Source organism: Streptomyces sp. Q6 (assembly GCF_036967205.1).
GTDB lineage: Bacteria > Actinomycetota > Actinomycetes > Streptomycetales > Streptomycetaceae > Streptomyces > Streptomyces citrinus.
The window spans coordinates 6598853-6624473 of the sequence record NZ_CP146022.1 but is presented as its reverse complement, the minus strand read 5'-3'; the positions used below and the strand labels follow the sequence as shown (position 1 = coordinate 6624473).

Sequence of the window (25621 nt, the reverse complement as noted above, 5' to 3'; positions counted from 1 at the left end):
CATTTACGGCGTTATGGTCACGGCGTGATCAGCTACGTACGCCGTCTCGTGTCGACCTGCGCCCTCGGCGCTCTCGCCCTCGGTGCCGCCGCCTGTGGTGGCGGCACCGAGCCCACGCAGCCGGGGCGGGCCGGGCATCCGGCCGCGAGCCCTCGGTTCGGCCGTCGCCGACCGTGCCGCCCACGCTCGCCCCGGGCCCGGCCGGTCTCACTCCGGTCTTCAAGAGCGCCGCGCGCGCGAAGGAGCGCACCGTCGCGCTCACCTTCGACGCCGACATGACCGCCGACCAGGGCGCGCGCGCCGCGGCGGGCGAGCACTTCGACAACCCACAACTCATCTCGGCGTTGCGGACGTTGAAGGTGCCCGCGACCGTCTTCATGACGGGACGCTGGGCCGAGGAGTATCCGGCCGCGGCCAAGGACATCGGGCGCGACCCGCTCTTCGAGGTCGCCAACCACTCGTACAGCCACTACGCCTTCACCGGCGACTGCTACGGGCTGCCGAGGGTCCCGGCCGCCGGGATGCGCGCGGACGTGGAGCGGGCGTTCACGGCGTTCCGCAAGGCCGGGGTCGAGCACGTCGTCCCGTACTTCCGCTTCCCGGGCGGCTGCTACGACAAGCAGGCGCTGCGGGCCCTCACCCCGGCCGGGGTCACGGCCGTGCAGTGGGACGTGGTGAGCGGGGACGCCTTCGCGACGGACGCCGACGCGGTGACGCGGCAGGTGCTCGACGGGGTGCGCGCCGGTTCGGTGGTCGTCATGCACTGCACGCGCAGCGCGGCGCCGACGACGGAGCGCGTGGTGCGCGCCGTGGTGCCCGCGCTGCGCGCGAAGGGCTTCCGCTTCGTCCGTGTCTCGGAGCTGCTCGGGGCGGCCAGGACGGCGTGACCGTACGCCGAGGGCCGCGACCGTGCGCCCGCGGCCGCGACCACGCAGGGAAGGTGCTGACCGTAGGCTGAACGGTATGGCCGACGACTACTGCACCCCGCCCGCGGACCGTCCCGCACCCGCCGCCGAAGGGCCGTTCGCCGAGTGCGTGCTGTGCCGCAGGCCCACCGAGTACCCGGAGTCGACGAAGGGCGCGACGCTGTGCCCGGTGTGCGAGTGGCAGGAGGCGCAGCGCACGGCCTGCTCGGGCTGAGGACCCGCTCGGGATGCGGCGGGGCCGGGGCCTGTCCGGCGGATCAGGTCGCGGCGCGGGTCGCGTCCGCGACCAGCGCCGGACAGACCCTAGCGGCGGGACGACAGGAAGCACGCGGTGGTCGCGCAGGCCGCCGCCAGGAGCGCGGACGCGGCGAGCGGCAGCAGCGGGAGCGGGACCGAGCCCCGCTGCGATCCCTCGACGAGGGCCGTCACCGCCGCGCTCGCCGGGGAGCCGGGGACGACCAGGGCGAGCAGCGCGCACAGCAGCAGCGCGGCGACGCCGAGCCCGGGGGCGCGCAGCACCGGCCAGGTGGTGACGGCGCCCACGACGGTGCCGACCAGCGCGCACACCAGCATCGCGAGCAGGCCCGCGCCCGCCGCGGGCACGATCGCCACCTTGACCTGGTGGTTCGTGCTCGCGCCGTCGCTGACGAGGGCGACGACGGCGGTCGCCACCGCGCCGAGGGCCGCCGTGGCGAGGAACCCGGTGACCAGACTCGCCAGGTGCGCGCGCCACGGGGTGGTCGCCGCGGCGGTGCAACTGCGGGCGGCGGACGGCTCGTTGGAGACGCAGATCCGTACGAGCCAGGCGCCGACGGGCAGCAGGGACGCGGCGGCGTAGCCGAGCGAGTCGAGCACCGGCTGGCCGCCCTGCACACCGATCGCGACGAACGCGGCGTACAGGACGACCGGGGCGAGCCAGCGCTGCGAGCGGAGCAGCAGGGCCGACTGGTACGCGAGGAGTGCGGTGGTCATCGGGGCTCCGTGGGGGCGGTCGCGGGCTCGGTGCGGAGCGCGACGACGTGCCAGGGCGGCCGCGCGTCGAGCAGCGCCCGCAGGACGGCGTCCGAGTGCGTGGCGGGCGCGGTGATCCGTACGGTGCGGGCGTCCGCGCGGGTGAGGGTGTGCGGGTGGGGCAGGCCCTCGGGGTCGTGGGCGGGGCCCGTCGCCTCCACGACGACGCGCGGCCCTTCGACGACCGTCGGCACCTCGCCTCCCCGTCACGGCGGAGGCGTGTGCCCTCGATCAGGTATGTGGCGTCGGCGGCGCCCGCGAGGCGGCGCGGGTCGTGGTCGACGAAGACGACGGCGCCGCCGGCCGCGGTGCGTTCGGCGACGGCCCGGTCGAGTTCGTCGCGGGCGGCGGTGTCGAGGCCGGTCCACGCCTCGTCGAGGACGAGCAGCTCCGGTGCGGCGAGCAGCGCTTGGGCCACCGCGACCTTCTGGCTGCTGCCCTTGGACAGCGCGGCGAGCGGCGTGTGCGCGTACCCGTCGGCGCCGAACCGCTCCAGCCACTCCCCCGCCCGCCGTACGGCCTCGCGCCGGACGAGTCCGTGGACGCGGCCCAGGTGGGTGAGGTAGCCGAGCGCGCTGAAGGGGAGGGCGGCCGGGAAGCGTTCGGGTACGTACGCGGTGCGCGGGCGTCCGGTGATCCGGCCCTCGCTCGGCGCGTCGATCCCGGCGACGAGCCGCAGGAGCGTCGACTTCCCGGTGCCGTTGGGTCCCTGCACCCGCACGAGGGTGCCCGGCCGCACGTCGAGGTCGACGCCGCGCAGCACCCAGGGGCCGCCGAGTCCGTAGCGGCGGCCGACCGTGCGCAGCGCCAGGTGGGCCGGGAGCGGGTCGGTGGTGTGCATGCGGTCATGGTCGCGTACGGGGCGTGGGTGCGGGGCAGGGGGTGACCGGCGGGCGGGAGGCGGTGCGGGGTGTGCTGGCAGACTGGAGGGCGTGACCAGCGATGACACCGGCACCACGCCGACGGCCCCGGCCTCCGACAGTCCGTTCCGCGACGAGCGCACCGCCCGCGACGAGGCACCGCAGTTCGTGCTGCCACTCGTCGTGCGCATCGAGCGCGCCGAGCCCCCGGCCCGTACGGACGCGCTGGAGACGGCGGCGCGCGCCGTGCTGGTGATCCTCTCCGACGAGCGTTCGCTCGGCGACGGCGAGTGGGCGCAGGTCATGCGTGACTGGCAGGACGCCCGGATCCGCAAGGTGGTGCGGCGGGCCAGGGGCGCGGAGTGGCGGCGCGCCGAGGCGCTCGACGGGATCACGGTCACGGGCCGTGGCGGCGCGCAGGTCCGGGTCTTCCCACCGGTCCCGCTCGACGGCTGGCCGAAGGACCTCGCCCGCCTCCAGGTCTCCGGCACGGACCTCACCGACCCGGAGCCGCCGGCCGCGCCCGACACCACGGCCCCGGTCCTGTGGCTCAACCCCGACCTCGACATGACGGCGGGCAAGGCGATGGCGCAGGCCGGGCACGGGGCCCAACTCGCCTGGTGGGCGCTGTCCGACGCGGAGCGCAAGGAGTGGCGCGAGGCGGGCTTCCCGCTGTCGGTGCGCACGGCCGACCCGGCCCGCTGGGAGCCGCTGACGCGCGCCGGGCTTCCGGTGGTGCGGGACGCCGGGTTCACGGAGATCGCACCGGGCTCGTGCACGGTGGTGGCCGAGGGGCCGCGTACGGGCGGCGCCCTGCCGGGACTCGGCACCGCGGACCCGGCCTAGGGCCTGTCTCCCAGATCTCTCCTGCCCGCGCCGCACCACCTGGCCCGTCCGGCACTCCCGGCGTGACCGCCGGGCGGGCGGACGGAGTTCGGCGACCGCACCGGCACCTGTCCGATTCGCCCCCTGGCGGCCCGGCGTGTGGAGTTCTAGCATCGAGACAGCCGAGCTTCTTCACACTCGGACGGGTCGACTCCGTTGAGTCCGCCCGCGCATCGCCCCCGAGACCCCGGGCACGTACGACCGCAGCACCCACAGCGGCCGGGGGCGTTTTCGCCGACATTCGACCCCGGTCACACGTCCTCCTGGCACACCGGGGCGAACTCCCGCACGCCCCCTCCGGCCGGTGGGGACGGTGAGCGCGTGCACACACGCCGGGGGAGACGTGTGAGCCCGCGCTCGCGGGCCGCCGCCGATGCCGGCTCAGCCGCCGGCGGCGGCCGCTCCCCCGTACCTCATCATGGACGTATGACGGAGGCGGGCGGCGTGGTGGACGGCAGGGTCGAGCGCGGGAACGAGACCCGGCGGCTCGTGCTGCGCAGGACGGTCGACCTCGCCTCGGTGGAAGGGCTCGAAGCCCTGTCGCTCGGCCGGATCGCCACGGAACTGGGGCTCAGCAAGAGCGGCGTCTTCGCCCTCTTCGGTTCCAAGGAGGAACTCCAGCTCGCGACCGTCCGCGCGGCGGCCCGCGTCTACCAGGACGAGGTCGTCGATCCCGCCTTCACGACCCCGCCCGGCATCGCCCGCCTCCGGGCGCTGTGCGAGAGCTGGCTGGAGTACTCGCGCCGGCGCGTCTTCCCCGGCGGCTGCTTCTTCTCCGGGGTGCTCGCCGAGTACGACGCCCGGGAAGGCGCGGTGCACGACGCGCTGGCCGGGGCGCAGCGCACCTGGGTGGAGCTGGTGGAGCGGTGCGCGGCCGAGGCGCGGGACCTGGGCGAGCTGCGCCCGGACACCGAAGTGGCGCAGCTGGCCTTCGAGTTGATCGCCCTGATGGAGATGGCGAACGCCCACTCCGTACTGCACGGCGACCCGGCCGGCTACCGGCGCGCCCGCGTGGGCATCGCGACGCGGCTCTCCGCGCAGGTCACCGATCCGGGTCTGGCGCCGGAAGTCGGTTGAGCGGCGGCCCTCCGTGCGGGAGGGTCTGCGGTCATGGAGTTCTTCTGCTACCACCGCGACCGGCCCGGTTCCCTTGCGCTGCGTGAGCGGCTCGTCGAGGCCCACTGGTCCTACATGGACGGTTTCGACAAGGAGTTGATCGCGCGCGGCCCGACGTTCGGCGCCGACGGCGAGACACCCACCGGCAGCGTGCACATCGTCGACCTGCCGGACGCGGCCGCGGCCCGCGCGTTCGCGTTCGAGGAGCCGGGGTGGCAGGCCGGCGCCTACCGGGACGTGCTGGTGCGCCGGTGGCGCAATCTGCTGGGCCGCACGATGTGGGAGTTCCCCGGCGGCCGCAGCGGCGGCAACCGCTATCTCGTGCTCGGCCTCGGCCCGGAGCGGCCCGTGGACGACCTCGCCGTACCGGCCACGTTCCGGGACGAGCTGATCGCGTTCGGGCCGCTGCTGTCCGACGACGGGTCGGCACGGCTGGGGACGGCGGCGCTGCTGCGGGCGGCGGACGCGGACGCCGCGCGGGCCGTCCTGGAGGGCGTGGAGCGGTACGCCGGGATCGAGGTGCACGACTGGGAGTTCGGCGGGCGCCGGTGAGCGAGGCCGACTGAACGAGCGGCGGGCGGGGCCGGGCGGATCAGGGTCGACTGCGCGGTTCCGCCCACTTCTTGGACAAACTTTCAGCACGACCGTTCGTTTAGTTTTATGGTCGAGGCATGAAGTCTGGGGACAGGACAGATCGAGGCACGACACGTCGAGGCACGAAAGCCTCCCTCCTGCGGGCCCGTTGGCAGCCGGGCCCCGACCCGGACCCGGCCGACGCCCCGGTCTGGATCAGCGTCACGGAGTTCACCGCCGACGGGCACCGGCGCGCGCTCGGTGTCGCGCTCAACGGCCTTCGCCTGCGCCGCGGCTGGCCCGCCACCGACGGCGCCGTCGGCATGTGGCTCTGGGCCGATCCGCGGCGCCGCCGCTCGGGAGCCGTCTCGGTGTGGTCCGGCGGGCCCGCGATCGCCGGGTTCGTCGGCCGCCCCGACCACGCCCGGATCGCGGGGGCGTTCCGCGCCCACGGGACGATGCGGGCCACCCTCTGGTCCCAGCCGCGCTTCGACGCGGCGGCCGCCTGGGGCACCGCCCACGACCTGCTCGTCGGGGCGACGCCCTGGCCGGAAGAGGCGTCCCGATGACCGACCTGACCCGTCTCGTCACGCTGGACCGCGTCGCCGTGGAGGAGTCCGTACGTCTCGTCGGCCTGGTCCGCGCCGACGACTGGGTCCGTGACACCCCCTGCGCGGCCTGGACGGTGCGCCGGCTCGTCGCGCACATGACGGCTCAGCACCGCGGTTTCGCCGCTGCCGCGCGGGGCCGGGGCGGCGACCCCGACGTCTGGCGGGAGGCATGGGCGGAGGCGGACCCCGCGGGTGCGCACCGGGACGCCGCCCTCGATCTGATCGCGGCGTTCGCCGAACCGGGCACCGCCGAGCGGGAGTTCACGCTGCCGGAGCTGGACCCCGGGCCAGGGCCCGGCGGCGGCTGGCCCGCGCGGAGCGCCGTGGGGTTCCATCTGGTGGACCACGCCGTCCACGCCTGGGACGTCGCGGTGGCCGTCGGCGCCGGGGTCGAGCTGCCCGAGCCGGTCGTCGCCGCCGCGCTGAAGGTCGCTCTGCGGGTCCCGACGGGGGCGGCCGCGCGGGGGCCGGGGGCCGCGTTCGCACCGCCGGTGTCCGTGCCGCCCGGCGCCCTGCCCTTCGACCGCATGCTGATGGCGCTGGGCAGGGACCCCCGGCGCCGACCCGCCGCGCGGTAGGCCGGGACCCCGTCGGGAAACCTCAGATCTAGCTCTGAACGTCCCCCTTCAGGGGTTCGGCCGGGCGCGCCGGGGTCAGAAGACCTGCACGGAGCAGGAGGGGGACGGGCACATGGAGCATCTGACGCACCTGGGTACGGGGATCGGCTGGCGGCCCGAGATCGCCGACATCGTGGAGGCGATGCCGGGCATCGACTGGGTCGAGGCCGTCGCCGAGAACCTGTGTCCGGGACATCTGCCCGACTCCCTGCTGCGGCTGCGCGAGCGCGGCGTCACCGTCGTGCCGCACGGCGTCTCGCTCGGTCTCGGCGGTGCCGACCGGCCCGACGAGCAGCGTCTCGCGGACCTCGCGGCGCGCGCCGAGGCGCTGGGCTCGCCGCTGGTGACCGAGCACATCGCGTTCGTACGGGCGGGCGGCGAGCGGACCGCGACACAGCCGCTGGAGGCCGGGCACCTGCTGCCCGTGCCGCGCACCCGGGACGCGCTCGACGTGCTGTGCGCGAACATCCGGATCGCGCAGGAAGCGCTGCCCGTGCCGCTGGCCGTGGAGAACATCGCGGCGCTGTTCGGCTGGCCCGGTGAGGAGATGTCCGAGGGGCAGTTCCTGTACGAGCTGGTGGAGCGCACGGGCGTCCGGCTGCTCATCGACGTGGCGAACCTGCACACCAACCACGTGAACCGCGGCGAGGACCCGGCCAAGGCGCTCGACGAGCTGCCGGTCGAGGCCATCGCGTACGTGCATGTGGCGGGCGGCTTCGAGCGGGACGGCGTGTGGCACGACAGCCACGCCCACCCGGTGCCGCGCCCCGTCCTGGACATCCTGGCCGACCTGGCGTCGCGGGTGACGCCGCCGGGGGTCCTGCTGGAGCGGGACGAGAACTTCCCCGAGGACGAAGGGGAGTTGGGGCGCGAGGTCGCGACGATCCGCGAGACCGTCGCCGCGGCGGCAGCCACCCCGTCACCCCCTGGTTCCCGCTCAACTCCCGTGCACGCGAGCGACGTCGACGAGTCGGTACGCGGACGGGTCGGGCTCGCCCAGGCCGCCCTGCTCTCCTCGCTCGTCGCCGGGACCCCGGCCCCCGAGGGCTTCGACCGGGCCCGGCTCGCCGTGCAGAGCCGGGCCCTGGCCGGCAAGCGGGCCGACATCGTCGCGAAGGTGGCGCCCGAACTCCCCGTCGTCCTGGGGGCGTCGGCGTATCGCACGGCGTTCCTCGCGTACGCGCAGCGGCGGCCCATGGCGGGCGGCTACCGGCGTGACGCGCTCGACTTCGCCGAGGACCTGCTCCTCACGCAGGCCGTCCAGGAGCCGGGCGCGCGGCGGCGGTTGACCCAGTGGTGGCTGGAGCGCTCGGGTCCCGCGCCGCTCACGGGGCGCCCGGTGGCGCGGGCGCTGCGGGCCGCACGGTTCGCGCTGCGCCGGGGATGACCGGCCGTGGCGGACCCCCCGACGCGCCGGTGTTCCAGCCGCCTCCCCCGCCCGCCCCAGCGGCGGCGTACTGACCCCAGCGGGGCGCGCGAGCCGCACAACCCCCTTGTCCCGTACGGTGGTTGACGTAGTCCATGCTGATGCCTGGCACCCCGCGCCCGAGGCGCACTAGCGTGCGGTGCCGCAACAGGAGGCACCATGCGACGACACATACCCCACCGCGTCAACGGCACGGCACTCATCGTGACCGGCCTGCTGGCGACCCTCGCCGCGCTCGTCTTCCCGATCTGGTCGTACGCGGACCGCTCGGGCACCGGTCTGGACACGCTCAACGCCGAGACCGTGTCGACCAGATTCGGCCCGCTGTCGGCCACCGACCGGATCTTCATCACGAAGGTGCGGCTCGCCGGGCTGTGGGAACTCCCGGCCGGGCAGCAGGCCGAGGAGCGCGCGCCGAGCAAGGCGGTGGAGACGGCGGGCGAGCACCTCGTGCAGGGGCACACCTTCCTGGACGCGCGGGTGCGGGAGGTCGCGGCGCAGCTGAACCTGGAGCTGCCCAATCAGCCGAACGAGCAACAGCAGGGCTGGCTACGGCAGTTGACGGCCGCTCAGGGGCAGGACTACGAGCGGAAGTTCGCGAACGTGCTGCGCCGGGCGCACGGCCAGGTGTTCTCGCTGGTGGCCCAGGTGCGCGCGTCGACCCGCAACTCCCTCGTCCGGGACCTCGCGGACGACGCGAACACCACGGTCCTCGACCACATCAAGGTCCTGGAGGCCACGGGCCTGGTCGACTTCGACTCGCTCGCCAGGGACGGCGCCACCGCGAGCCCGCCGCCGGCGACCCGCTCCCCCGCCCCGCCGGGACCGACGACGTCGCCGGACGAGCCGACGCCCGTGACGCCGTCGCCGACGACCTCGTACCCGCTGCCGCCCGCCGCGTCCCGCCCCCCGGGCGAGGACGACGGGGAGCGGCAACCCGGGGCCTCCGGAACGAAGGGGCCGCGGAAGAAGCCCGAGAACGCGCAGGGGCCTCAGGACGCGCGGGACCCGCAGGACGCGCAGCCGCCCGAGCGGAAGGCGAGCCACCGCTGACATGTTGTCCGCATACTGAACGAGCCGTAGCGGATACGCGGACAACTGTCGTAGAAACACGGCATGTTCTGGGTGCTGTTTCTCGTCCTGGCCTGCGGCGTGGCCATCGCGTCCTGCGGGCGCCTGTGCCTGGCCGCCGTACGCGCCGCCGAGAGCGAGCGCCGCGCGGGCGACGCCCACCGGGGATACGAGCTGTCCCTGTACGAGACGGCGTTCCTGTCGGGCGGTCCGGTCCGGGTCGCCGACGTGACGCTGGTGTCCATGGCCCGTGCCCGCCGCCTGCTGCTCGCGCACACCGGCTGGGCGACGGTCGTCGACCCCGTGGGCCGGGACGACCTGGAGCGCTCCGTGCTCGGCGCGATCGGGCCCGCCGGGCAGTCGCGGACAGCCCCGCTGCGGGCCGCGGCCGCGGCGGGCGAGGCCGTGCGCGCGCTCGCCGAGCACCTCGTCGCGACGGGGCTGGCCGTGCCGGACGCCGAGCGGGCGACGGTCGCGGGGGCCGTGCGGCAGGTGCAGGCGGCCACCGTCGGGGTGGTGGCGCTGGGCGCGGTCGCGGTGCTGATGCCGGGGCAGACCGACCCCGGGCAGACGCCGGTGGCCCTCTGGTTCGCGCTGCCGCTGCTGCTCACCGTGAGCTGCCTGGGCATCGCCCGTATGGAGATCCACCCGTACACGCGCTGGGCCTCCCCGACCGGGCAGCGGCTGCTCGCCGCGCTGCCCAGGGGCACGGGATCGCTGCTCGCGGTCGCCGTGCGCGGGGTGCGCGCCGTGGACGATCCGGAGATGCGGGCGGCACTCGGCGGCGCCCGGAACGCCACGGCCGAGTGAGCTGAGAAACGCCCGAGTGGCGCATCGGAGTCATTGATCCGACACCGGCGACCTGGTGCTTTACATCGCCAACGACCGCCCCAAGTATCCCTTTGTTCCCGAGCCGCAAGGGTTCGAGAGCCCGACGAAAGGGATGCATCCAAGCGATGAGAGCAGCATCCGCCCTTTATGCCGCCGCGGGATCCCTGGTCCTCTCGGCCCTGGTCGCCGCCCCCGCGGGCAGTGCGACCGGCACCACCTCCCCCGAATCCCAGGGCACGGAACTCGCCGCCCGGCGCGCCGCGGCGGCCGGCATCACCTTCGGCGCCTGCCCCGCCGTGGAGAACCTCCCGGAACCGGTCACCTGCGGCACCGTCACCGTCCCCCTGGACTACGCCCGCCCCGACGGCCGGCAGATCAAGCTGACCGTCAGCCGTGTGAAGGCGACCGGCAAGCGGGGCGGCGAGAAGGTCGCGCGCCAGGGCGCGCTGGTCTTCAACCCCGGCGGTCCCGGCGGCAACGGCATGTACTTCCCGCTGGTCTCGATGATGCCGGAGTGGAAGAACATCGGCTCCGCGTACGACCTGGTCGGCTACGCGCCGCGCGGCGTGGGCCGCTCCGCGCCGCTGTCCTGCCAGGATCCCGAGCGGTTCGCCAAGGCCCCCAGCCAGTCGCCGACGTACCCCTCGCCCTCGTACAAGAAGGAGCGCGTCGCGCAGGCGCAGTCGTACGCGCGGGGCTGCGCCAAGAACCCCGGGCTCCAGCACTACACGACCCTCAACAACGCCCGTGACCTGGACGTCCTGCGGGCCGCGCTCGGCGAGCCGAAGCTGACGTACATGGGCGCCAGCTACGGCACGTACATCGGCGCCGTCTACGCACAGCTGTTCCCCTCGCACGTGCGGCGCATCGTCTTCGACTCGGCGGTCAACCCGGATCCGGACCAGATCTGGTACGTCAACAACCTGGAGCAGTCTGCCGCGTTCGAGCGCCGCTGGAGCGACTTCCGGGCGTGGGTCGCCCGGCACGACGCCACGTACCACCTGGGCACGACGCCCGAGGAGGTGCTGCACTCGTACGAGAAGGCGCGCGCGCAGCTCGCGCACGAGCCGGCGGGCGGGAAGGTCGGACCCGGCCAGTTGCAGGCGGCGTTCCTTCAGACGGGCTACTACGACGACTACTGGCCGATGCGGGCCGTGGCGCTGTCCGAGTATCTGAAGGGCAACCCGAAGCCGCTGATCGGCCAGGCCGCGCCGGCGCCACAGGCCGCCGCCGAGAACGAGAACGGCAACGCCGTCTACACGGCCGTCGAGTGCAACGACGCGCCCTGGCCGACGGACTTCGACACCTGGGACCGCGACAACTCGCGGCTCGCGCGCGTCGCGCCGTTCGAGACGTGGGACAACGCGTGGATGAACCTGCCGTGCGCCTACTGGTCGGCGCCGCGGCAGCGTCCCGTCGACGTGCGCACCCGGCCGGGCGCGCTGCCGCCCACGCTGATCCTGGCGGCCGAACGGGACGCGGCGACGCCGTACGCGGGCGCGCGCGAGCTGAACCGCCGTCTCGCGGGTTCGGTCCTGGTCACGGAGCGGGAGGCGGGCACGCACGGGATCGCGGGCGGCCCGAACGCCTGCGTCAACGGCCACCTGGACGCGTACCTGCTCGACGGCCAGGTCCCGATGCGGCGCGCCGCGACCTGCGCGCCGCACGCCGAGCCGACGCCGCTGGGCGGCTAGGGCCCCTCGGAGAGCTCAGAGCACGAGGAGCGGGGCCCGGGGCAGTGCCCCGGGCCCCGCTCCTGTGTGCCACGCGGTCGGGCTACAGCGCGCCCAGCCGCTCGAACGGGAACGGCGACTGGACCAGGGGCCTGACCGCCAGCCTGGTCAGCGGCAGCGCGTTGTCGTCGCCCGCCGTGCGGTTGGCGTGCAGTACGCCGCAGCGCGTGCAGCGGTGGACGAGCACCCACTCGCCGTCACCGCGTACGGAGATGGCGAGCGGCTCCATCCGGGCACCGCAGTCGGCCGCCCGGTCGCCCGGGGTGTCGTCGAGGTGACGGCTCCACAGGCAGGTCGGGCAGTGGTTGCGGTGGTCCGTGCCGACGGCGGTCATCGAGACGTCGAGGCCGCAGTTCAGACAGCGGAAGGACTGCGCGCGGGCCTCGGTGCGGGCCCGTCGTGAGGTGTTGCGGGACATCGTGGAAACGACTCCTGAGCGATACGGAAGGGACAGCGGTCAGCTGAATTCCCGTCTCGCATCCGGGAGTTCACGCAGCGGATGCGAGAACGGTCCCGAGGGCCGTGGGCATACAACACCACCTCTACGTCAAGGGCTCGGACCTTCGCATGAAAGCCCGAGCCATGACCGTGCGACAACCGATTTACGCGAGACCCTCGACGAGCTCGGCGACGGACTTGCGGCGGCCCGTGTAGAACGGGACCTCTTCGCGCACGTGGCGGCGCGCCTCGGAGGCACGCAGGAGACGCATGAGGTCGACGATCCGGTACAGCTCGTCGGCCTCGAACGCGAGGATCCACTCGTAGTCGCCGAGCGAGAACGAGGCGACCGTGTTGGCGCGCACGTCCGGGTAGCCACGGGCCATCTTGCCGTGGTCGGCGAGCATCTTGCGGCGCTCGTCGTCGGGCAGCAGGTACCAGTCGTAGGAGCGCACGAAGGGGTAGACGGAGACGTAGTCGCGAGGCGTCTCGTCGGCCAGGAACGCCGGGATGTGCGAGCGGTTGAACTCGGCGGGGCGGTGCAGCGCCATGTTCGACCACACCGGCTCCAGGGCGCGGCCCAGCCGGGTGCGGCGGAACAGGTTGTACGCCTCCTGCAGCTGGTCGGCGGTCTCCGCGTGCCACCAGATCATGAGGTCGGCGTCGGCGCGCAGGCCCGACACGTCGTACGTGCCGCGGACGGTGACGTCCTTCGCGGCGAGCTGGTCGAACAGCTCCTGGACCTCGTCGGCGTACCCGGAGCGGTCCTCGGGCAGGACGTCCTTCAGCTTGAAGACCGACCAGAGCGTGTAGCGGATGACCTCGTTCAGGTCCTTCGCCAGCTTGCCCTTGTTCGGGATGCGCTCTGCCGCCGGGTCGGTGGTGGGGTTCTCGTCGCTCATGTCCCTCATTCTCCCGCTCCGCCGTGCAGGCTCTGCACCGGGTGGGCCTTCAGCTCCTCGCGGGCGCCCGTGTCGCCGCTCAGCTCGTCCACCGCGGCGTACGCGCTCGCGATGCAGGCGGGGATGCCGACGCCGTCGTACGCCGCTCCGCAGACGGCGAGGCCGGGCAGCGGGGCGAGGTGCTCGCGGATGCGGGCGACGCGCGCCGTGTGGCCGACGGGGTACTGCGGCAGGCCGTCCTGCCAGCGGGTCACGTGGGACGCGACGGGGGCGGCGGACAGGCCGGTGGCCTCGCGCAGGTCGTCGCGGGCGATGCCGGTCAGCTCCGCGTCGTCGCGGGCCAGGTCCTTCTCGTCGCCGTAGCGGCCCACCGAGGTGCGCACGACCAGGAGGTCGGGGTTCTCCTCGGCGATCCAGCCCCACTTGTGGGAGGCGAAGGTGGCGGCCTTGATGGTGTGGCCGTCGACGGGCGGGACGAGGAAGCCGCTGCCCTCGGGCAGGTCGGCGCCGGCCTTGCGGTAGGCGAGCGTGATCAGGGCCATGGAGGCGTACTCGATCCCGCGCAGCTCCTGGGAGGCCATGGGGGACGCCGTGCGCAGCAGGCTAGCGGCGGGGGCGGCCGGCAGGGCGACGATCACCTGGTCGGCCTCGAAGGTGCGGCCCGACTCGGTGTCCACGCGCCAGGCGCGCTCCGCCCCACGGGCGCCCAGGGCCGTCGCGCGCACCCCGTGCAGGATGGTGCCGCCCTTGGCGCGCACCGCGTCCGCGACCGCCTCGGGCAGCGTGCCGACGCCGCCCTCGATGCCCATGAAGACCGGGCCGAGCTGCTGGTTCGCTGCCGTACGGGCCTGGATCGCGCGGACCGCCTCCGTGAGGGAGGTGTAACGGCGGGCCTCCTCGAAGAGCTGGGGGACGGCGCTGCGCAGCGAGATGCGGTAGGCGTCGCCCGCGTAGACGCCGCCGAGGAGGGGCTCGACGAGGCGGTCGACGACCTCCCGGCCGAGGCGCGCGGCGACGTACTCGCCGACCGCGATGTCGTCGCCGATCTCGGTGGGCGGGAGCTCGGCGTCCCGTCCGATGCGGGCCAGGCCCTCGTCGGAGAGGACGCCGGCGAGCGCGTCGGCCGTGCCGGGCACGCCCATGACGTGGCCCTTGGGCATGGGGCGCAGCTCGCCGCGGGTCCAGATCGAGGCCGTCGCCGTGGACGGCGGCTGGAGGCGGTCGGCGAGACCGACCTCACGGGCCAGGCCCACCGCCTCGGGCCGGCGCGCGAGCAGCGACTCGGCGCCGAGGTCGACCCGCGCCCCGGCGATCTCGCCGGCGCGGAGCTTGCCGCCGACCCGGTCGGAGCTCTCCAGGACCGTGACCCGGGCGTCGGGGTCGTGGTCGAGCAGCCGGTGGGCGGCCGCGAGTCCCGCGATGCCGCCGCCGATGACGAGGACGTTCCGGCCGTGCCCCGTACCCGTACCCGTGGATGTGTCCGTTTCGCGCATGCCCCCACTCTGTCAGAACGTCCGAGTCCCGACCGTGACCGGTTCGGGACCGCGCGGCAACCACCGAACCGGGGTGCTCGCGCGTCGAAGGAGTCGTCCGATGACCGTCACGTCCTTCGGGGGGTACGTCGATGCACGTTCCAGGTACGACCCGCACCGCGCCGCGCCCGCGGCCCGTCCATGCCGTCGCGAGCGTCCTGCTCGCCGCGGCACTCGCGCTCACCGGCTGCTCGGCCGGTGGTGGCGGCAACGACAGCAGCGACGCGAAGAGCCAGGCCGACAGCGCGGCGAAGGGCGCCGGCGGCGCCGGCGCCGACTCGTCCTCGTCGCAGGAGGCGAAGAAGCCGCCCAAGCTCACCGGCGTCCACATCATCCGCACCGCGAACCTCTCCCTCCGCGTCAAGGACGTCCCGGACGCCCGCGCCGAGGCGCGTACCGCCGCCGAGGACGCGGGCGGCATGGTCGGCAACGAGAACACCGACCGCGACGGCCACGGCCGCGAGCGGTCCCGGCTGACCCTGCGGGTGCCACAGGAGTCGTACGCCGAGGTGCTCGACCAACTCTCGGGCTCCGGGCGCCTGTTGGCGCTCGACGAGAGCGCGAAGGACGTCACCGACCAGGTCGTCGACGTGGACAGCCGCATCAAGTCGCAGCGGGCGAGCGTCGCGCGCGTCCGTGAACTCATGGACCGGGCGACGAAGTTGAGCGATGTGGTCACTCTGGAAGGGGAGTTGAGCAACCGCCAGTCGGAGCTGGAGGCGCTGCTCGCGCAGCAGGCGTCCCTGAAGGACCGCACGACGCTCGCCACGATCACCCTGAAGCTCACCGAGGCCCCGCCGGCCGGGGCCGCGGCCGCCGACGACGACCCCGGCTTCCTGGACGCGCTGTCCGGCGGCTGGAGCGCGTTCGTGACGGTGCTGAAGTGGATCGCGATGGCGCTCGCGGCCGTCCTGCCGTTCGCGGCGGTGACGGCGCTCCTGGTGGTCGCATGGCTGCGGCTCGTGCGGCCCCGGCTGCCGCGCCGCCCCGAGGAGCCCGCGGTGCAGACGGCGCTCGGCCCGCTGCCCGCCCACCCCACGTCCGATCCGGACCAGCGGGGCTGAGGGCCTTCCGCGCACCCCCGCCCACGTAGCGTGGGGCGCATGAGCACTGGGAATGAGCGACTCGTGGTCATCGGCGGCGACGCGGCGGGCATGTCCGCCGCGTCGCAGGCACGCCGACTGCGCGGTCCTGACGAGCTGGAGATCGTGGCCTTCGAGCGGGGGCACTTCACGTCGTACTCGGCGTGCGGGATCCCGTACTGGGTCGGCGGCCAGGTCGACGAGCGGGACGACCTCGTGGCACGCTCGCCGGCCGCGCACCGGGAGCGGGGCATCGATCTGCGGATGCGGACCGAGGTCGTGGAGATCGACACCGCGGGGCGGCGGGTCCGGGCGCGCGAGCTGGACGGCGGGGCCGAGTCCTGGACGTCGTACGACAAGCTCGTGATCGCGACGGGCGCGCGGCCGATCCGCCCCGCGCTGCCCGGCATCGACGCGGCGGGCGTGCACGGTGTGCAGACCCTGGACGACGGGCAGGCGCTGCTCGACACCCTGCGGGTGACGAAGGGGCGCCGCGCGGTGGTGGTGGGCGCCGGGTACATCGGCGTGGAGATGGCCGAGGCGCTGATCAACCGGGGCTACGAGGTGACGGTCGTCAACCGGGGCTCCCAGCCGATGTCGACGCTCGACCCGGACATGGGGCGCCTGGTGCACGAGGCGATGACGGGCATGGGCATCACCATGGTCGACGACGCCGAGGTGACGAAGGTCCTCACCGGCGACGACGGGCGGGTGCGGGCGGTCGCGACGCAGGACGCCGAGTACCCGGCGGACGTCGTGGTGCTGGGCATCGGCGTGCGGCCGGAGACGACCCTGGCGAAGGCGGCCGGGCTGCCGCTCGGCGACCACGGCGGGCTGCTCACGGACCTGGCGATGCGGGTGCGCGGGCACGACGACATCTGGGCGGGCGGCGACTGCGTCGAGGTCCTCGACCTGGTGTCGGGGCGCGAGCGGCACATCGCGCTCGGCACGCACGCCAACAAGCACGGCCAGATCATCGGCTCGAACGTGGGCGGCGGGTACGCGACGTTCCCCGGCGTCGTCGGAACGGCCGTCAGCAAGGTGTGCGACCTGGAGATCGCGCGGACGGGGCTGCGCGAGAAGGACGCGCGGCGGGCCGGACTGCAGTACGTGACCGTGTCCATCGAGTCGACCAGCAGGGCGGGTTACTACCCGGGCGCGGCGCTGATGACGGTGAAGATGCTCGCCGAGCGGCGCACCGGAAAGCTCCTCGGGGTGCAGATCGTGGGCCGCGAGGGCGCGGGCAAGCGGGTCGACGTCGCGGCGGTCGCCCTCACGGCCGGCATGACGGTCGAGCAGATGACGGCCCTGGACCTCGGCTACGCGCCACCGTTCTCCCCGGTGTGGGACCCGGTCCTGGTGGCGGCGCGCAAGGCGGTGGCGGCGGTGCGCGCCGGGTAGCGGTGCGAACCCCCGGGGCCCGCACCGCCGTCCTCGGCGCGCTCAGTCCGCGAGCCCCGCGGGGACCCGCGTCAGGATCGCCTCGGTGTCGACCTCGGGCGGCAGCGTGCCGAACGCGATGCCCCAGGAGCCGCCGAGCCGCGAGGAGTTGAAGGCGTCGGCGACGGCGGGCGTGCCGTGGCGCACCAGGAGCGAGCCCTGGAACACCAGGGCCATGCGCTCGACGAGCCGGCGGGCCTGGAACTCCAGGGTGTCGGTGTCCTGGAGGTCCTTGCGCAGTGCGGTGACGGCGGCGTCCAGGCGCCGGTCCGCGCCCCGGGCGAGCTCGACCTCGCCGAGGAAGCTGTCGAGGACCTCGGGCTGCTTGCGCAGGGCGCGCAGCACGTCGAGCGCGGCCACGTTCCCCGCGCCCTCCCAGATCGACTGGAGCGGCGCCTCCCGGTAGAGGCGCGGCATCCCGGACGTCTCGATGTAGCCGTTGCCGCCCAGGCACTCCAGGGCCTCGCCGACCACGGCCTGGGCGCGCTTGCACACCCAGTACTTGGTCACCGCGAGGCCGAGCCGCCGCACGTGCGACTCCGTCTCGGACTCACCCGCCCGGTCGGTCGCCCCGCCGAGCCGCATCAGCGCGAACACGGCGGCCTCGGACTCCAGGGTGAGGTCGGCGAGGACGTTGCGCATGATCGGCTGGTCGACGAGGCGCTTGCCGAACGCCGAGCGGTGCCGCGCGTGGTGGACGGCGCGCACCAGGCCCTTGCGCATGAACGACGAGCTGAGCACGGTGCAGTTGAGGCGCGTGAAGTTGACCATCTCCATGATCGTGCGCACCCCGCGCCCCTCGTCGCCGATGAGCCAGCCGGTGGCGCCGTGGTACTCGATCTCGGCGGACGCGTTGGACCGGTTGCCGAGCTTGTCCTTGAGCTGCTCGATACGGATCGCGTTGCGGGTGCCGTCGGGCAGGACGCGGGGCAGCAGCAGGCACGTGATCCCGTTCCGCGTCTGGACGAGGGTCAGGAACGCGTCGCACATGGGCGCCGAGGTGAACCACTTGTGGCCGAACACCTCGTACGTGCCGTCCGGGCGGGGGCGGGCGTTCGAGATGTTGGCGCGGACGTCGGAGCCGCCCTGGCGTTCGGTCATCGACATGCCGAGGACGAGGCCCGGCTTGTCGTCGAGGCGGCCCGGCGCGCCGTCGTAGTCGGGGACGGCGAGGCGGCGTTCGTAGGCGGCGGCGAGGTCCGGGGCGTGACGCAGGGTCGGGACGGCGGCGTACGACATGCCGATGGGGCACATGTGTCCGGACTCGGCCTGGCCCCAGGCGAACGCCTTCGCGGTGCGGGCGGCGTGGGCGCCGGGCCGCTCCTCGAACCAGGGGGCGGCGTTGAGCCCGTACGCGCAGGCCGCGGCCATGAGCGCGTGGTACGCCGGGTGGTACTCGACCTCGTCGCGGCGGTTGCCGACCGCGTCGTAGCGGTGCAGGACGGGCGCGTGCTCGTTGGCCAGGCGGCCCCACTCCTGTGCCTCGCGGCTGCCCGCGTGCCGGCCGACCCGGGCCAGGTCGTCGAGCGCCCACCCGGCGCCCTCCCGGACCAGGCCCTCGCGCAGGGCGGGGTCGGCGGAGACGTCGTAGTCGACGAGTTCGGGGGTCTGGTTGACGACTTCGTAACCGGTGTTCACCACTGCCTCCTCAAAGGCCTCGAAGACCTCGAACGACTTAAAGACCAAGGGACTTGGACACGACGCTCTTCATGACCTCGCTGGTGCCGCCGAAGATCCGCGACACCCGGGCGTCGGTGTAGAGCCGGGAGATGTCGTACTCCCTCATGTAGCCGTAGCCGCCGTGCAGTTGGAGGCAGCGGTCGATAACGCGGGCCTGCGTCTCGGTGCAGAACAACTTGGTCTTCGCTGCGTCGGCGACGGTGAGGGTGCCCGCGTCGAGGGCTGCGAGCGCCCGGTCGACGAGGGCCTGGCCCGCCTCCAGTTCGGTGGCGCAGTCGGCGAGGACGAACTTGGTGTTCTGGAAGTCGGCGACGCGGCGGCCGAACACCTTGCGCTCCTTGACGTAGTCCACGGCCAGGCGCAGGGCCGCGGTCGCCGTCGCCTGCGCATTGATGGCGATGGTGAGGCGCTCCTGCGGCAGGTTCGCGGTGAGCATCGTGAACGCGTCGCCCTCGGCGCCGAGCAGGTTGGCGGCCGGCACCCGCACCTCGTCGAACGACAGCTCGGCGGTGTCCTGCGCCTTGAGGCCCATCTTGTCGAGGTTGCGGCCGCGGGCGAAGCCGGGCATGCCCGCCTCGACGACCAGCAGCGACAGGCCCTTGCGCCGGTCCTCGGCGTCGTCCGAGGTGCGGGCGACGACCACGACGAGGTCGGCGTTGATCCCGCCGGTGATGAACGTCTTGGCGCCGCTGAGGACGTAGTCGTCGCCGTCGCGGACGGCCCGGGTGGCCATGCCGGCCAGGTCGGAGCCGGTGCCGGGTTCGGTCATTGCGATCGAGGCGATCAGGGAGCCGTCGGCGAAGCCGGGGAACCAGCGCCGGCGCTGCTCGTCGTCCGCGTACTCCAGGAAGTACGGCAGGACCGTGTTGAGGTGCACCTGGAGCCCGCCGACGGTGGCGGCGGCGTAACCGGTCTCCTCCAGGACGACGGCGTTGAAGCGGAAGCCCTCGACGCCGCCGCCGCCGAACTCCTCGGGTATCTGGAGGCCGTTGATGCCGATCGCCGCCGTCCTGCGGAACAGGTCGCGGGGCACGAGCCCGGCGCTCTCCCACGCCGGGACGTGCGGGACGATCTCCTTGTCGAAGAACTGCCGGACGACCTCGCGGAACGCCTCGTGGTCCTCGGTGTAGACGTCTCTGCGCATGGCTGTGTCTCGCTCCTGATGGGTGTCTGCGGTGGTGGGGTGCGGTTCAGACGCCGACGTGGATCACCGAGGCGGCGGCGAGGGCGTCGATCTCGGCCTGGGCGTAACCGAGTTCGGTGAGCAGTTCGGCGGTGTGCTCGCCGAGGGCGGGGGCGGCGCGGAGGCTGCCGGGACCGGTCGAGCCGAGGTGCCAGGGCGAGCCGAGGGTGGTGGCGCGGGTGCCGTCGGCGGCCTCGGCCTCGACGAACAGGCCGCTCGCCACGGCGTCGGGGCTCTTGATCACGTCGTCGTAGCCGCTGATCCGGCCGGCGACGAGACCGTTCGAGGTGAGCAGGTCCATCGCCGCGTCGGTCGTCATGTGCGCGAAGGAGGCGCGGAGTTCGGCGAGGAGGGCGGGGCGGTGCGCGACGCGCGCCGAGTTGGTCGCGAAGCGGTCGTCGGCGGGCAGGTCGTCGCGGCCGAGCAGCGCGCACAGCTTGGCGAAGTGCGGGGGCGCGTAGGCGGAAAGGACGAGGAGGCCGTCGGCGGTGGGCACGAGGTCGGCGGCGGGTGCGACGGCGGGCTGGCCGTTGCCGCTGCGGACGGGGGCCTTGCCGGTGATCAGGTACTCGCCCCAGTTGGGGCCCTGGAGGTGGATGGCCACTTCGAGCAGGGACACCTCGACCTCGTCGCCGACGCCGTGCCGCAGCCTGCGGATGTAGGCGCCGAGGACGGCCTCGGCGAACACGTGTCCGGCCGCGGCGTCGACGACGGGGAAGCCGACGCGCTGCGGTGCGCCGTCCGCCTCGCCGGTGACCCACATGATGCCGCTCTCGGCCTGCGCCGCGATGTCGAGCCCGGCACGGCCGCGGGACGGGCCGTGCGGGCCGAAGCCGGTCACGGTCGCGTAGACGAGGTGCGGGTGGGCGGCGCGCATCGCGGCGGCGCCGAGCCCGAAGCCGTCCATGACGCCGGGGCGCAGGTTCTGCACCACGATGTCCGCTCCGGAGATCAGCCGGCGGGCCACCTCGCGGCCGCGCGGGTCCTTGAGGTCGAGGGCGACGGCGCGCTTGCCGCGGTTGTACGTGCGCAGGATCGCGTCGCCGTAGAGGCCGATGCCGCGGGCGGCCTCGCCGCGCACCGGTTCGACCTTGACGACATCGGCGCCGAGGTCGACGAGGGTCTGGGTGGCGGCCGGGGCGGCGATGTACTGCCCGAAGTCGAGGACTCGGACGCCTTCCAGCGGGGCGTGCCCGGCAGCGTCGACCGGGGTGTTCATCGGGTGCCTCCCACGCGCTCGCGGATCCGGGCCAGGTCTCGTTCGGGTCGTACGAGGTACACGGCGACGGCGCCGCCGGCCACCATCAGGGCACCGGTGAGCCCGAACCCGTTGCCGTAGCCGATCTCGGCGGAGGGGGCCGCGTCGACGAGGTGGCCGAGCAGGAGCGGCGCGAGGATGCCGGCCAGGCTGTAGAAGGCGGCCAGGCCGCCCATCACGGCACCGCGCTGCTCGGGGTGCACGACGTCGCCGACGGCGATGAACGCCACGCCGTACGCCGCCGAGTTCATGGAGAAGGCCAGGCTGATGAAGACCATCTGCAACGGCCGGTCGTCGATCACGGTGAACAGGTACATCGACGCCCCGGCCAGCATCACCAGGCCGCCCGCGAGCCAGCCGCGCGTGACGCGTCTGCTCACGCCGCGCGCGGTGAGCCGGTTGGACAGCAGGCCCGCCGAGACCGCCGCCACCGCCGCGACCCCGTACGGCACGGTGACCAGCCAGCCGCTGGTGACGGTCCCGTAACCGAGCCCCTCGTTCAGGTAGAGCGGCAGCCAGGCGACCTTGAGGGTGGTCGCCAGGTAGGCGAAGGCGGTCAGGAGCGCGATGCCGATCACGGTGCGCGTGCCGACGAGGACGCGCAGCGGGGCCTCGACGGGCAGCGCCTCCGCGGTGAAGACACTCGCCTCCGGACCGGCCTCGGGCGCGTCCTTGCCGAGGGTCAGCCACGCCACCAGCCACAGCGCGCCGGCGACGACGAGCACGCCGAACGCCGTGTGCCAGGACCAGCGCGCGATCACCCAGGTCAGCAGGGGTGCCGCGAGCAGCGGGCCGATCGAGGCGCCCGCGGTGACCAGGCCGCCGGGCAGGCCCCGCTTCTCCGGCGGGAACCAGGAGTGCACGACGTGCGTGGCCAGCGCGTACGCCGGGCCCTCGGCGAAGCCGAGCACGATCCGGCAGGCCAGGACCGTGCCGAAGCCGACGGGGCCGAGCAGCGGCACCATGGCCGCGACCCACAGGAACATCAGGGCGGCGACCAGCCACCGCGCCTTGAAGCGTGCGGTGAGGGCGCCGAGCAGGACCGCGCCGACGGCGAACAGCCAGAAGAAGGACGACTGAAGGACGCCGAACTGCTCGGCTGATATGCCCAGGTCCCGCTTGAACTCGACGCCGGCGAATCCGAGTACGGCCTTGTCGGCGAAGTTCAGCAGCATGAACGCGAGCAGCAGGAACGTGACCACCCAGGCCCGGCGTCCCACCGGGCGGCTGCGAGTCGGCGCGGGCCGACTCCGGGGGCTGATGACGGTCATGGCGACTCCAGGGGTGAAAGAGACCGCGCGGAAGGAAGGTCAGCGGCCGGTGAAGACGGGCCGTCGACGTTCGAGGAACGCCGCGGCGGCTTCGCGGGCGTCCTCGGAGTGGAAGCAGCGCACCATCCGGTCGGTCTCCGGGCCGAGGTAGTCGGCGAACGGCACCGTGGTGGCGTCGAGCAGGTTCTGCTTCATGGCGCGCACCGCGAGCGGCGCCGAGGCCGCGAGCCGGCCGGCGATCCCCTCGACGGTCTTCTCCAGCTCGCCGTCCGGCGCGACCTCCATGACGAGGCCGAGCGCGGCGGCGCGGCGCGCGTCGAACTTGCCGGGCAGCAGGAACAGTTCGCGGGCGCGGGCGGCGCCGAGCAGCCGGGTCAGGAGCCAGATGCCGCCGAAGTCGCCGGAGAGGCCCGCGTTGAGGAAGGCCGTGTTGAACACCGCGCCCTCGGCGGCGATCCGCAGGTCCGTGGCCAGGGCGAGGGAGAACCCGGCCCCCGCGCAGGCGCCGTTGATCGCGGCGACCGTGACCTGCGGCATGTGGTGCAGCTGTTGCACGACGCGGCCCGCCCGGCGCAGCCGCGCCGTGTCGCCCTCGACCGAGTCGCCGCGCAGCGACCTGGCCTCGGGCGGGGCGGCGAGGTCGGCGCCGACGCTGAACGCCGAGCCGGATCCGGTGAGGACGACGACCCGTACCTCGGGGCTCGCCTCCAGGTCGCCGAGCACCTCGGAGAGCTCGCGCAGGAGTTGTACGGACACGGCGTTGCGGCGCTCGGTGTTGCGGAGCGCGACCGTCGCGACGGATCCGGCGATGGAGCAGGTGACCTGCGCGGACATGGCGGACCTCCAGGTGCGGTGCGGCGGCTCTCAAGTCGCGGGCCCGAGGCCGGACTTGATGTGCCTCCCATCGAAGCGCCTGCCGACCGGGAGGGTCCAAGACCCAATTCGAGCCGGACCGACTGTCCGCGCCTATCGATCCTCACGGCCGAACCCAAGGGACCGCCCCCCGCCCATCGACCCTCACCGCCGAACCCGACCGACCGCGCACATCGACCCTCACCGCCGAACGGGGCCGACCGCCCCCGCCTATCGATCCGTAGGTGCCGTGCCATGCGGTGGTCCGTCCGGCACGTCCGGTCCGTCCGGCACGTCCGGTCCGTCCGGTCCGTCCGGCGCGTCGACCCGGACCGGCAGCGAGCGCCGGAAGCGTTCGCGTTGCCGCTGTTCGACCGCGGCCATGGTGGCGGCCGACGCCTCGACCAGGGACTCGCCGGCCGCCATCCGCCGCTCCACGGCCCGGGACCAGGACGCGAGCCGGTCCTGGGTGTGCGCGAGGAACGCCGCGGCCGCCGGGGTGAGCCGCCCCGGCCGGTGGACGACACCGACGCGCCAGGAGGTGTGCGGTGCCAGGTCCCGTACGACGGCGCCGCGCTGCCGGGCCTCCAGCGCGACCCGCAGCGGCAGGATCGCGGCGCCCGCGCCGGACAGCACCATGGGGACGACCGCGCCCCGCTGCGGCACCTCGACGACCACCGCGGGCTCCACGCCGTGGGCGCGCAGCACGGACTCCACGTACTCGCGGCTCGCCGTGTTGCGCTCCCCCATCACCAGGGGCACGTCGCGCATCGCCGCCAGCGGCACCGCGTCCGGCAGGTCCTGCTCGCAGCCCGGCGGCAGGACCAGCATGAAGTGCTGTTCGACGAGGAACTCCTGGGCCAGCCCGTCGTACGGCGTGGGCAGCACGGTGACGCCCAGTTCGCAGGCGCCCGACTTCACGAGGTCGACCACCTCGGCGTGCCGGTCGCGCTCCTCCACCCGCAGTCGCACCTGCGGCCGCCGCACCCGGAACTGCGCGACCCACACCGACAGCGGGTCCGTCGACACGGCCGACAGGCCCGCGATGTCGATCCGTCCGCCCTCGACGTCACCGACCTCGCGCACAGCCTCCCTGGCCTGGTCGAGATCGCGCAGCACCTGCCGGGCGGGCCCGACCAGGGCCTCGCCGGCGGGCGCGAGGACGAGACCGCGACCGACCCGGTGGAAGAGCTGGGTGCGCAGCTCCTTCTCCAGTCTGCGTACCGACTGCGACAGCGACGGCTGGGCGACGTGCAGGGCGTCCGCCGCGCGGTGCACACCGCCGTGGTCGACGACGGCGAGGAAGTACTCGAGCTGTCTGAAGTCCATGGCCGCGGCCTCAGAGCGCCGCGTCGCGCGCCGCGACGACCGCGTCGACCAGGTCGAGCCCGGCCGCCCGGTGAGCGGCGATCGTCTCGTACCAGCCGCGCAGCGCGTCGCGTACGTCGGTCACGAACTGCTGGGCCGCGGGCGCGAGGACGCCGGCCCGGTGCACGACGCCGAACGGGGACTCGATCAGCGGATCCGTCTCGACGACGCAGGCCCCCGCGTCCAGGGCGGCCGCGCACATCCGCAGCGGCAGGAACGCCTGGAACCCGGAGCGGAGGACGAAAGCCAGTTGGGCGCTGCGGCTGGGCACGGTGGCGCCGGTCGTGAGGTCGACGCCGTGCGCGGCGAGGGCGGCCTGGACGGCGTCCTCCTCGTTGCGGGCGACCTGGCGGCGGGCGAGCGGCAGGTCGCCGATGCCGTCGAGCGGGGCGCGACCGTCGCGGGTGGCCGGACGGCGGCCGCCGGGGCGGACCAGCAGCAGCCGCTGCACGCCGAGTTCGATGAAGGCCAGGTCGCTGCGCAGGTCGTCGGGGGCGAGGGTGAAGCCCAGTTCGGCGCGCCCGTCGGCGACCGCCGCCACCAGCGCGTGGCGGGAGTCGACCTCGCTGATGTCGAGCCGGACGGCCGGGTACTCGCGGGTGAAGCCGCCCGCCCAGGCGGCCACCGCCTCCGCCGACATGTCGGGCGTGCACATCACGGTGAGCACGCCGCCGCCGACCTCGCGAGCGCCGCGCATCGCGTCCTGGACGGCGACCACGTCGTCCAGGACGCGGCGGGCCAGCGGTACCAGTTGCGTGCCCGCGGAGGTGGGGGCGAGGCGGCGCGCGGTGCGGTGGAACAGCTCGACCTTCAGCTCCCGCTCCAGGGACCGGATCGAGCCGGAGAGGGTGGGCTGCGACAGATACAGGTGCTCGGCGGCGCGGCCGAGCCCGCCGTGGTCCACGACCGCCAGAAAGTGTTCGAGCTGTCTCAGCTCCACCGGTTCCCTCCTCCG

Annotated in this window: 23 protein-coding genes and 2 pseudogenes; 13 read left to right on the top strand and 12 right to left on the bottom strand. The window is 74.0% G+C overall.

Features of this window, described 5'->3' with window-relative positions; translation table 11 throughout:
• Nucleotides 1-24 precede the first annotated feature (24 nt).
• Nucleotides 25-887, top strand: a pseudogene (locus V2W30_RS30770) (polysaccharide deacetylase family protein).
• 76 nt (nt 888-963) lie between these two features.
• Nucleotides 964-1140 carry a hypothetical protein gene (locus tag V2W30_RS30765; RefSeq protein WP_338701628.1) on the top strand — a complete coding sequence of 59 codons (177 nt, stop codon included), beginning with the start codon at nt 964-966 and terminating at the stop codon, nt 1138-1140.
• Between the two features lie 89 nt (nt 1141-1229).
• Here V2W30_RS30765 and V2W30_RS30760 read toward each other — a convergent pair whose 3' ends face one another.
• Nucleotides 1230-1898 carry an ABC transporter gene (locus tag V2W30_RS30760; protein ID WP_338701626.1) on the bottom strand — a complete coding sequence of 223 codons (669 nt, stop codon included), beginning with the start codon at nt 1896-1898 and terminating at the stop codon, nt 1230-1232.
• Nucleotides 1895-2778, bottom strand: a pseudogene (locus V2W30_RS30755) (ABC transporter ATP-binding protein). The gene V2W30_RS30760 and the pseudogene V2W30_RS30755 overlap by 4 nt, the downstream one beginning before the upstream one ends.
• A 91-nt stretch (nt 2779-2869) precedes the next feature.
• Here V2W30_RS30755 and V2W30_RS30750 point away from each other — a divergent pair.
• From V2W30_RS30750 to V2W30_RS30710, 9 genes are all read left to right on the top strand, one after another.
• Nucleotides 2870-3643, top strand: a complete 774-nt coding sequence (locus V2W30_RS30750) for a peptidyl-tRNA hydrolase (RefSeq protein WP_338701624.1) — start codon at nt 2870-2872, stop codon at nt 3641-3643.
• Between the two features lie 465 nt (nt 3644-4108).
• A complete protein-coding gene (locus V2W30_RS30745; protein ID WP_338701622.1) occupies nt 4109-4759 on the top strand; it encodes a TetR/AcrR family transcriptional regulator in 651 nt (216 codons plus the stop codon).
• Nucleotides 4760-4792: 33 nt separating this feature from the next.
• Complete coding sequence (locus tag V2W30_RS30740) at nt 4793-5350, top strand: YciI family protein (protein ID WP_338701621.1); 558 nt, start codon at nt 4793-4795, stop codon at nt 5348-5350.
• Between the two features lie 119 nt (nt 5351-5469).
• Entirely contained in the window at nt 5470-5940 is a 471-nt protein-coding gene (locus tag V2W30_RS30735) for a hypothetical protein (RefSeq protein ID WP_338701619.1), read from the top strand.
• Nucleotides 5937-6560 (top strand): TIGR03086 family metal-binding protein, encoded by a 624-nt coding sequence (locus V2W30_RS30730; protein WP_338701618.1) that lies wholly within the window; start codon nt 5937-5939, stop codon nt 6558-6560. The genes V2W30_RS30735 and V2W30_RS30730 overlap by 4 nt, the downstream gene beginning before the upstream one ends.
• A gap of 112 nt (nt 6561-6672) precedes the next feature.
• Nucleotides 6673-7986 carry a DUF692 domain-containing protein gene (locus tag V2W30_RS30725; protein WP_425244615.1) on the top strand — a complete coding sequence of 438 codons (1314 nt, stop codon included), beginning with the start codon at nt 6673-6675 and terminating at the stop codon, nt 7984-7986.
• 198 nt (nt 7987-8184) lie between these two features.
• Nucleotides 8185-9078 (top strand): DUF4142 domain-containing protein, encoded by an 894-nt coding sequence (locus V2W30_RS30720; protein WP_338701617.1) that lies wholly within the window; start codon nt 8185-8187, stop codon nt 9076-9078.
• Between the two features lie 63 nt (nt 9079-9141).
• A complete protein-coding gene (locus tag V2W30_RS30715; RefSeq protein WP_338701615.1) occupies nt 9142-9906 on the top strand; it encodes a TIGR04222 domain-containing membrane protein in 765 nt (254 codons plus the stop codon).
• A gap of 146 nt (nt 9907-10052) precedes the next feature.
• Nucleotides 10053-11621 carry an alpha/beta hydrolase gene (locus V2W30_RS30710; protein WP_338701613.1) on the top strand — a complete coding sequence of 523 codons (1569 nt, stop codon included), beginning with the start codon at nt 10053-10055 and terminating at the stop codon, nt 11619-11621.
• An 82-nt stretch (nt 11622-11703) separates the two neighbouring features.
• Here V2W30_RS30710 and V2W30_RS30705 read toward each other — a convergent pair whose 3' ends face one another.
• From V2W30_RS30705 to hemG, 3 genes are all read right to left on the bottom strand, one after another.
• Nucleotides 11704-12078 carry an RNHCP domain-containing protein gene (locus V2W30_RS30705; protein WP_338701611.1) on the bottom strand — a complete coding sequence of 125 codons (375 nt, stop codon included), beginning with the start codon at nt 12076-12078 and terminating at the stop codon, nt 11704-11706.
• 184 nt (nt 12079-12262) lie between these two features.
• Nucleotides 12263-13000: a hydrogen peroxide-dependent heme synthase gene (gene hemQ / locus V2W30_RS30700; RefSeq protein ID WP_338701609.1), complete on the bottom strand. Its 738-nt coding sequence runs from the start codon at nt 12998-13000 to the stop codon at nt 12263-12265.
• Between the two features lie 5 nt (nt 13001-13005).
• Nucleotides 13006-14493, bottom strand: a complete 1488-nt coding sequence (gene hemG, locus V2W30_RS30695) for a protoporphyrinogen oxidase (protein WP_338701607.1) — start codon at nt 14491-14493, stop codon at nt 13006-13008.
• 131 nt (nt 14494-14624) lie between these two features.
• Between hemG and V2W30_RS30690 the strand changes: the two genes are divergently transcribed.
• Both V2W30_RS30690 and V2W30_RS30685 read left to right on the top strand, forming a co-directional pair.
• Nucleotides 14625-15596, top strand: a complete 972-nt coding sequence (locus tag V2W30_RS30690) for a DUF4349 domain-containing protein (RefSeq protein WP_338701605.1) — start codon at nt 14625-14627, stop codon at nt 15594-15596.
• Nucleotides 15597-15635: 39 nt separating this feature from the next.
• Nucleotides 15636-17015: an FAD-dependent oxidoreductase gene (locus V2W30_RS30685; protein WP_338701604.1), complete on the top strand. Its 1380-nt coding sequence runs from the start codon at nt 15636-15638 to the stop codon at nt 17013-17015.
• A 42-nt stretch (nt 17016-17057) separates the two neighbouring features.
• Here V2W30_RS30685 and V2W30_RS30680 read toward each other — a convergent pair whose 3' ends face one another.
• The 7 genes from V2W30_RS30680 to V2W30_RS30650 all read right to left on the bottom strand — a co-directional run bounded on the left by V2W30_RS30680 (nt 17058) and on the right by V2W30_RS30650 (nt 25606).
• Nucleotides 17058-18692, bottom strand: coding sequence for an acyl-CoA dehydrogenase family protein (locus V2W30_RS30680; RefSeq protein ID WP_338701602.1), 1635 nt, complete (start codon nt 18690-18692; stop codon nt 17058-17060).
• A gap of 37 nt (nt 18693-18729) precedes the next feature.
• Nucleotides 18730-19878: an acyl-CoA dehydrogenase family protein gene (locus V2W30_RS30675; RefSeq protein ID WP_338701600.1), complete on the bottom strand. Its 1149-nt coding sequence runs from the start codon at nt 19876-19878 to the stop codon at nt 18730-18732.
• A 46-nt stretch (nt 19879-19924) separates the two neighbouring features.
• On the bottom strand, nt 19925-21136 hold the full coding sequence (locus V2W30_RS30670; protein WP_338701598.1) for a CoA transferase: 1212 nt from the start codon (nt 21134-21136) through the stop codon (nt 19925-19927).
• Nucleotides 21133-22446 (bottom strand): MFS transporter, encoded by a 1314-nt coding sequence (locus V2W30_RS30665; protein ID WP_338701597.1) that lies wholly within the window; start codon nt 22444-22446, stop codon nt 21133-21135. The genes V2W30_RS30670 and V2W30_RS30665 overlap by 4 nt, the downstream gene beginning before the upstream one ends.
• 39 nt (nt 22447-22485) lie before the next feature.
• Entirely contained in the window at nt 22486-23280 is a 795-nt protein-coding gene (locus V2W30_RS30660) for an enoyl-CoA hydratase-related protein (RefSeq protein WP_338701596.1), read from the bottom strand.
• Nucleotides 23281-23529: 249 nt separating this feature from the next.
• Nucleotides 23530-24627: a LysR family transcriptional regulator gene (locus V2W30_RS30655; protein ID WP_338701595.1), complete on the bottom strand. Its 1098-nt coding sequence runs from the start codon at nt 24625-24627 to the stop codon at nt 23530-23532.
• A 10-nt stretch (nt 24628-24637) separates the two neighbouring features.
• A complete protein-coding gene (locus tag V2W30_RS30650) occupies nt 24638-25606 on the bottom strand; it encodes a LysR family transcriptional regulator (protein WP_338701594.1) in 969 nt (322 codons plus the stop codon).
• Nucleotides 25607-25621: the final 15 nt, after the last annotated feature.

What these genes read in the sequence shown, in the direction of transcription:
- V2W30_RS30765 (WP_338701628.1), top strand. Translation starts at nt 964, where the DNA reads ATGGCCGACGACTACTGCACCCCGCCCGCGGACCGTCCCGCACCCGCC.
- V2W30_RS30760 (WP_338701626.1), bottom strand. Translation starts at nt 1,898, where the DNA reads ATGACCACCGCACTCCTCGCGTACCAGTCGGCCCTGCTGCTCCGCTCG.
- V2W30_RS30745 (WP_338701622.1), top strand. Translation starts at nt 4,109, where the DNA reads ATGACGGAGGCGGGCGGCGTGGTGGACGGCAGGGTCGAGCGCGGGAAC.
- V2W30_RS30740 (WP_338701621.1), top strand. Translation starts at nt 4,793, where the DNA reads ATGGAGTTCTTCTGCTACCACCGCGACCGGCCCGGTTCCCTTGCGCTG.
- V2W30_RS30735 (WP_338701619.1), top strand. Translation starts at nt 5,470, where the DNA reads ATGAAGTCTGGGGACAGGACAGATCGAGGCACGACACGTCGAGGCACG.
- V2W30_RS30730 (WP_338701618.1), top strand. Translation starts at nt 5,937, where the DNA reads ATGACCGACCTGACCCGTCTCGTCACGCTGGACCGCGTCGCCGTGGAG.
- V2W30_RS30725 (WP_425244615.1), top strand. Translation starts at nt 6,673, where the DNA reads ATGGAGCATCTGACGCACCTGGGTACGGGGATCGGCTGGCGGCCCGAG.
- V2W30_RS30720 (WP_338701617.1), top strand. Translation starts at nt 8,185, where the DNA reads ATGCGACGACACATACCCCACCGCGTCAACGGCACGGCACTCATCGTG.
- V2W30_RS30715 (WP_338701615.1), top strand. Translation starts at nt 9,142, where the DNA reads ATGTTCTGGGTGCTGTTTCTCGTCCTGGCCTGCGGCGTGGCCATCGCG.
- V2W30_RS30710 (WP_338701613.1), top strand. Translation starts at nt 10,053, where the DNA reads ATGAGAGCAGCATCCGCCCTTTATGCCGCCGCGGGATCCCTGGTCCTC.
- V2W30_RS30705 (WP_338701611.1), bottom strand. Translation starts at nt 12,078, where the DNA reads ATGTCCCGCAACACCTCACGACGGGCCCGCACCGAGGCCCGCGCGCAG.
- hemQ (WP_338701609.1), bottom strand. Translation starts at nt 13,000, where the DNA reads ATGAGCGACGAGAACCCCACCACCGACCCGGCGGCAGAGCGCATCCCG.
- hemG (WP_338701607.1), bottom strand. Translation starts at nt 14,493, where the DNA reads ATGCGCGAAACGGACACATCCACGGGTACGGGTACGGGGCACGGCCGG.
- V2W30_RS30690 (WP_338701605.1), top strand. Translation starts at nt 14,625, where the DNA reads ATGCACGTTCCAGGTACGACCCGCACCGCGCCGCGCCCGCGGCCCGTC.
- V2W30_RS30685 (WP_338701604.1), top strand. Translation starts at nt 15,636, where the DNA reads ATGAGCACTGGGAATGAGCGACTCGTGGTCATCGGCGGCGACGCGGCG.
- V2W30_RS30675 (WP_338701600.1), bottom strand. Translation starts at nt 19,878, where the DNA reads ATGCGCAGAGACGTCTACACCGAGGACCACGAGGCGTTCCGCGAGGTC.
- V2W30_RS30670 (WP_338701598.1), bottom strand. Translation starts at nt 21,136, where the DNA reads ATGAACACCCCGGTCGACGCTGCCGGGCACGCCCCGCTGGAAGGCGTC.
- V2W30_RS30665 (WP_338701597.1), bottom strand. Translation starts at nt 22,446, where the DNA reads ATGACCGTCATCAGCCCCCGGAGTCGGCCCGCGCCGACTCGCAGCCGC.
- V2W30_RS30660 (WP_338701596.1), bottom strand. Translation starts at nt 23,280, where the DNA reads ATGTCCGCGCAGGTCACCTGCTCCATCGCCGGATCCGTCGCGACGGTC.
- V2W30_RS30655 (WP_338701595.1), bottom strand. Translation starts at nt 24,627, where the DNA reads ATGGACTTCAGACAGCTCGAGTACTTCCTCGCCGTCGTCGACCACGGC.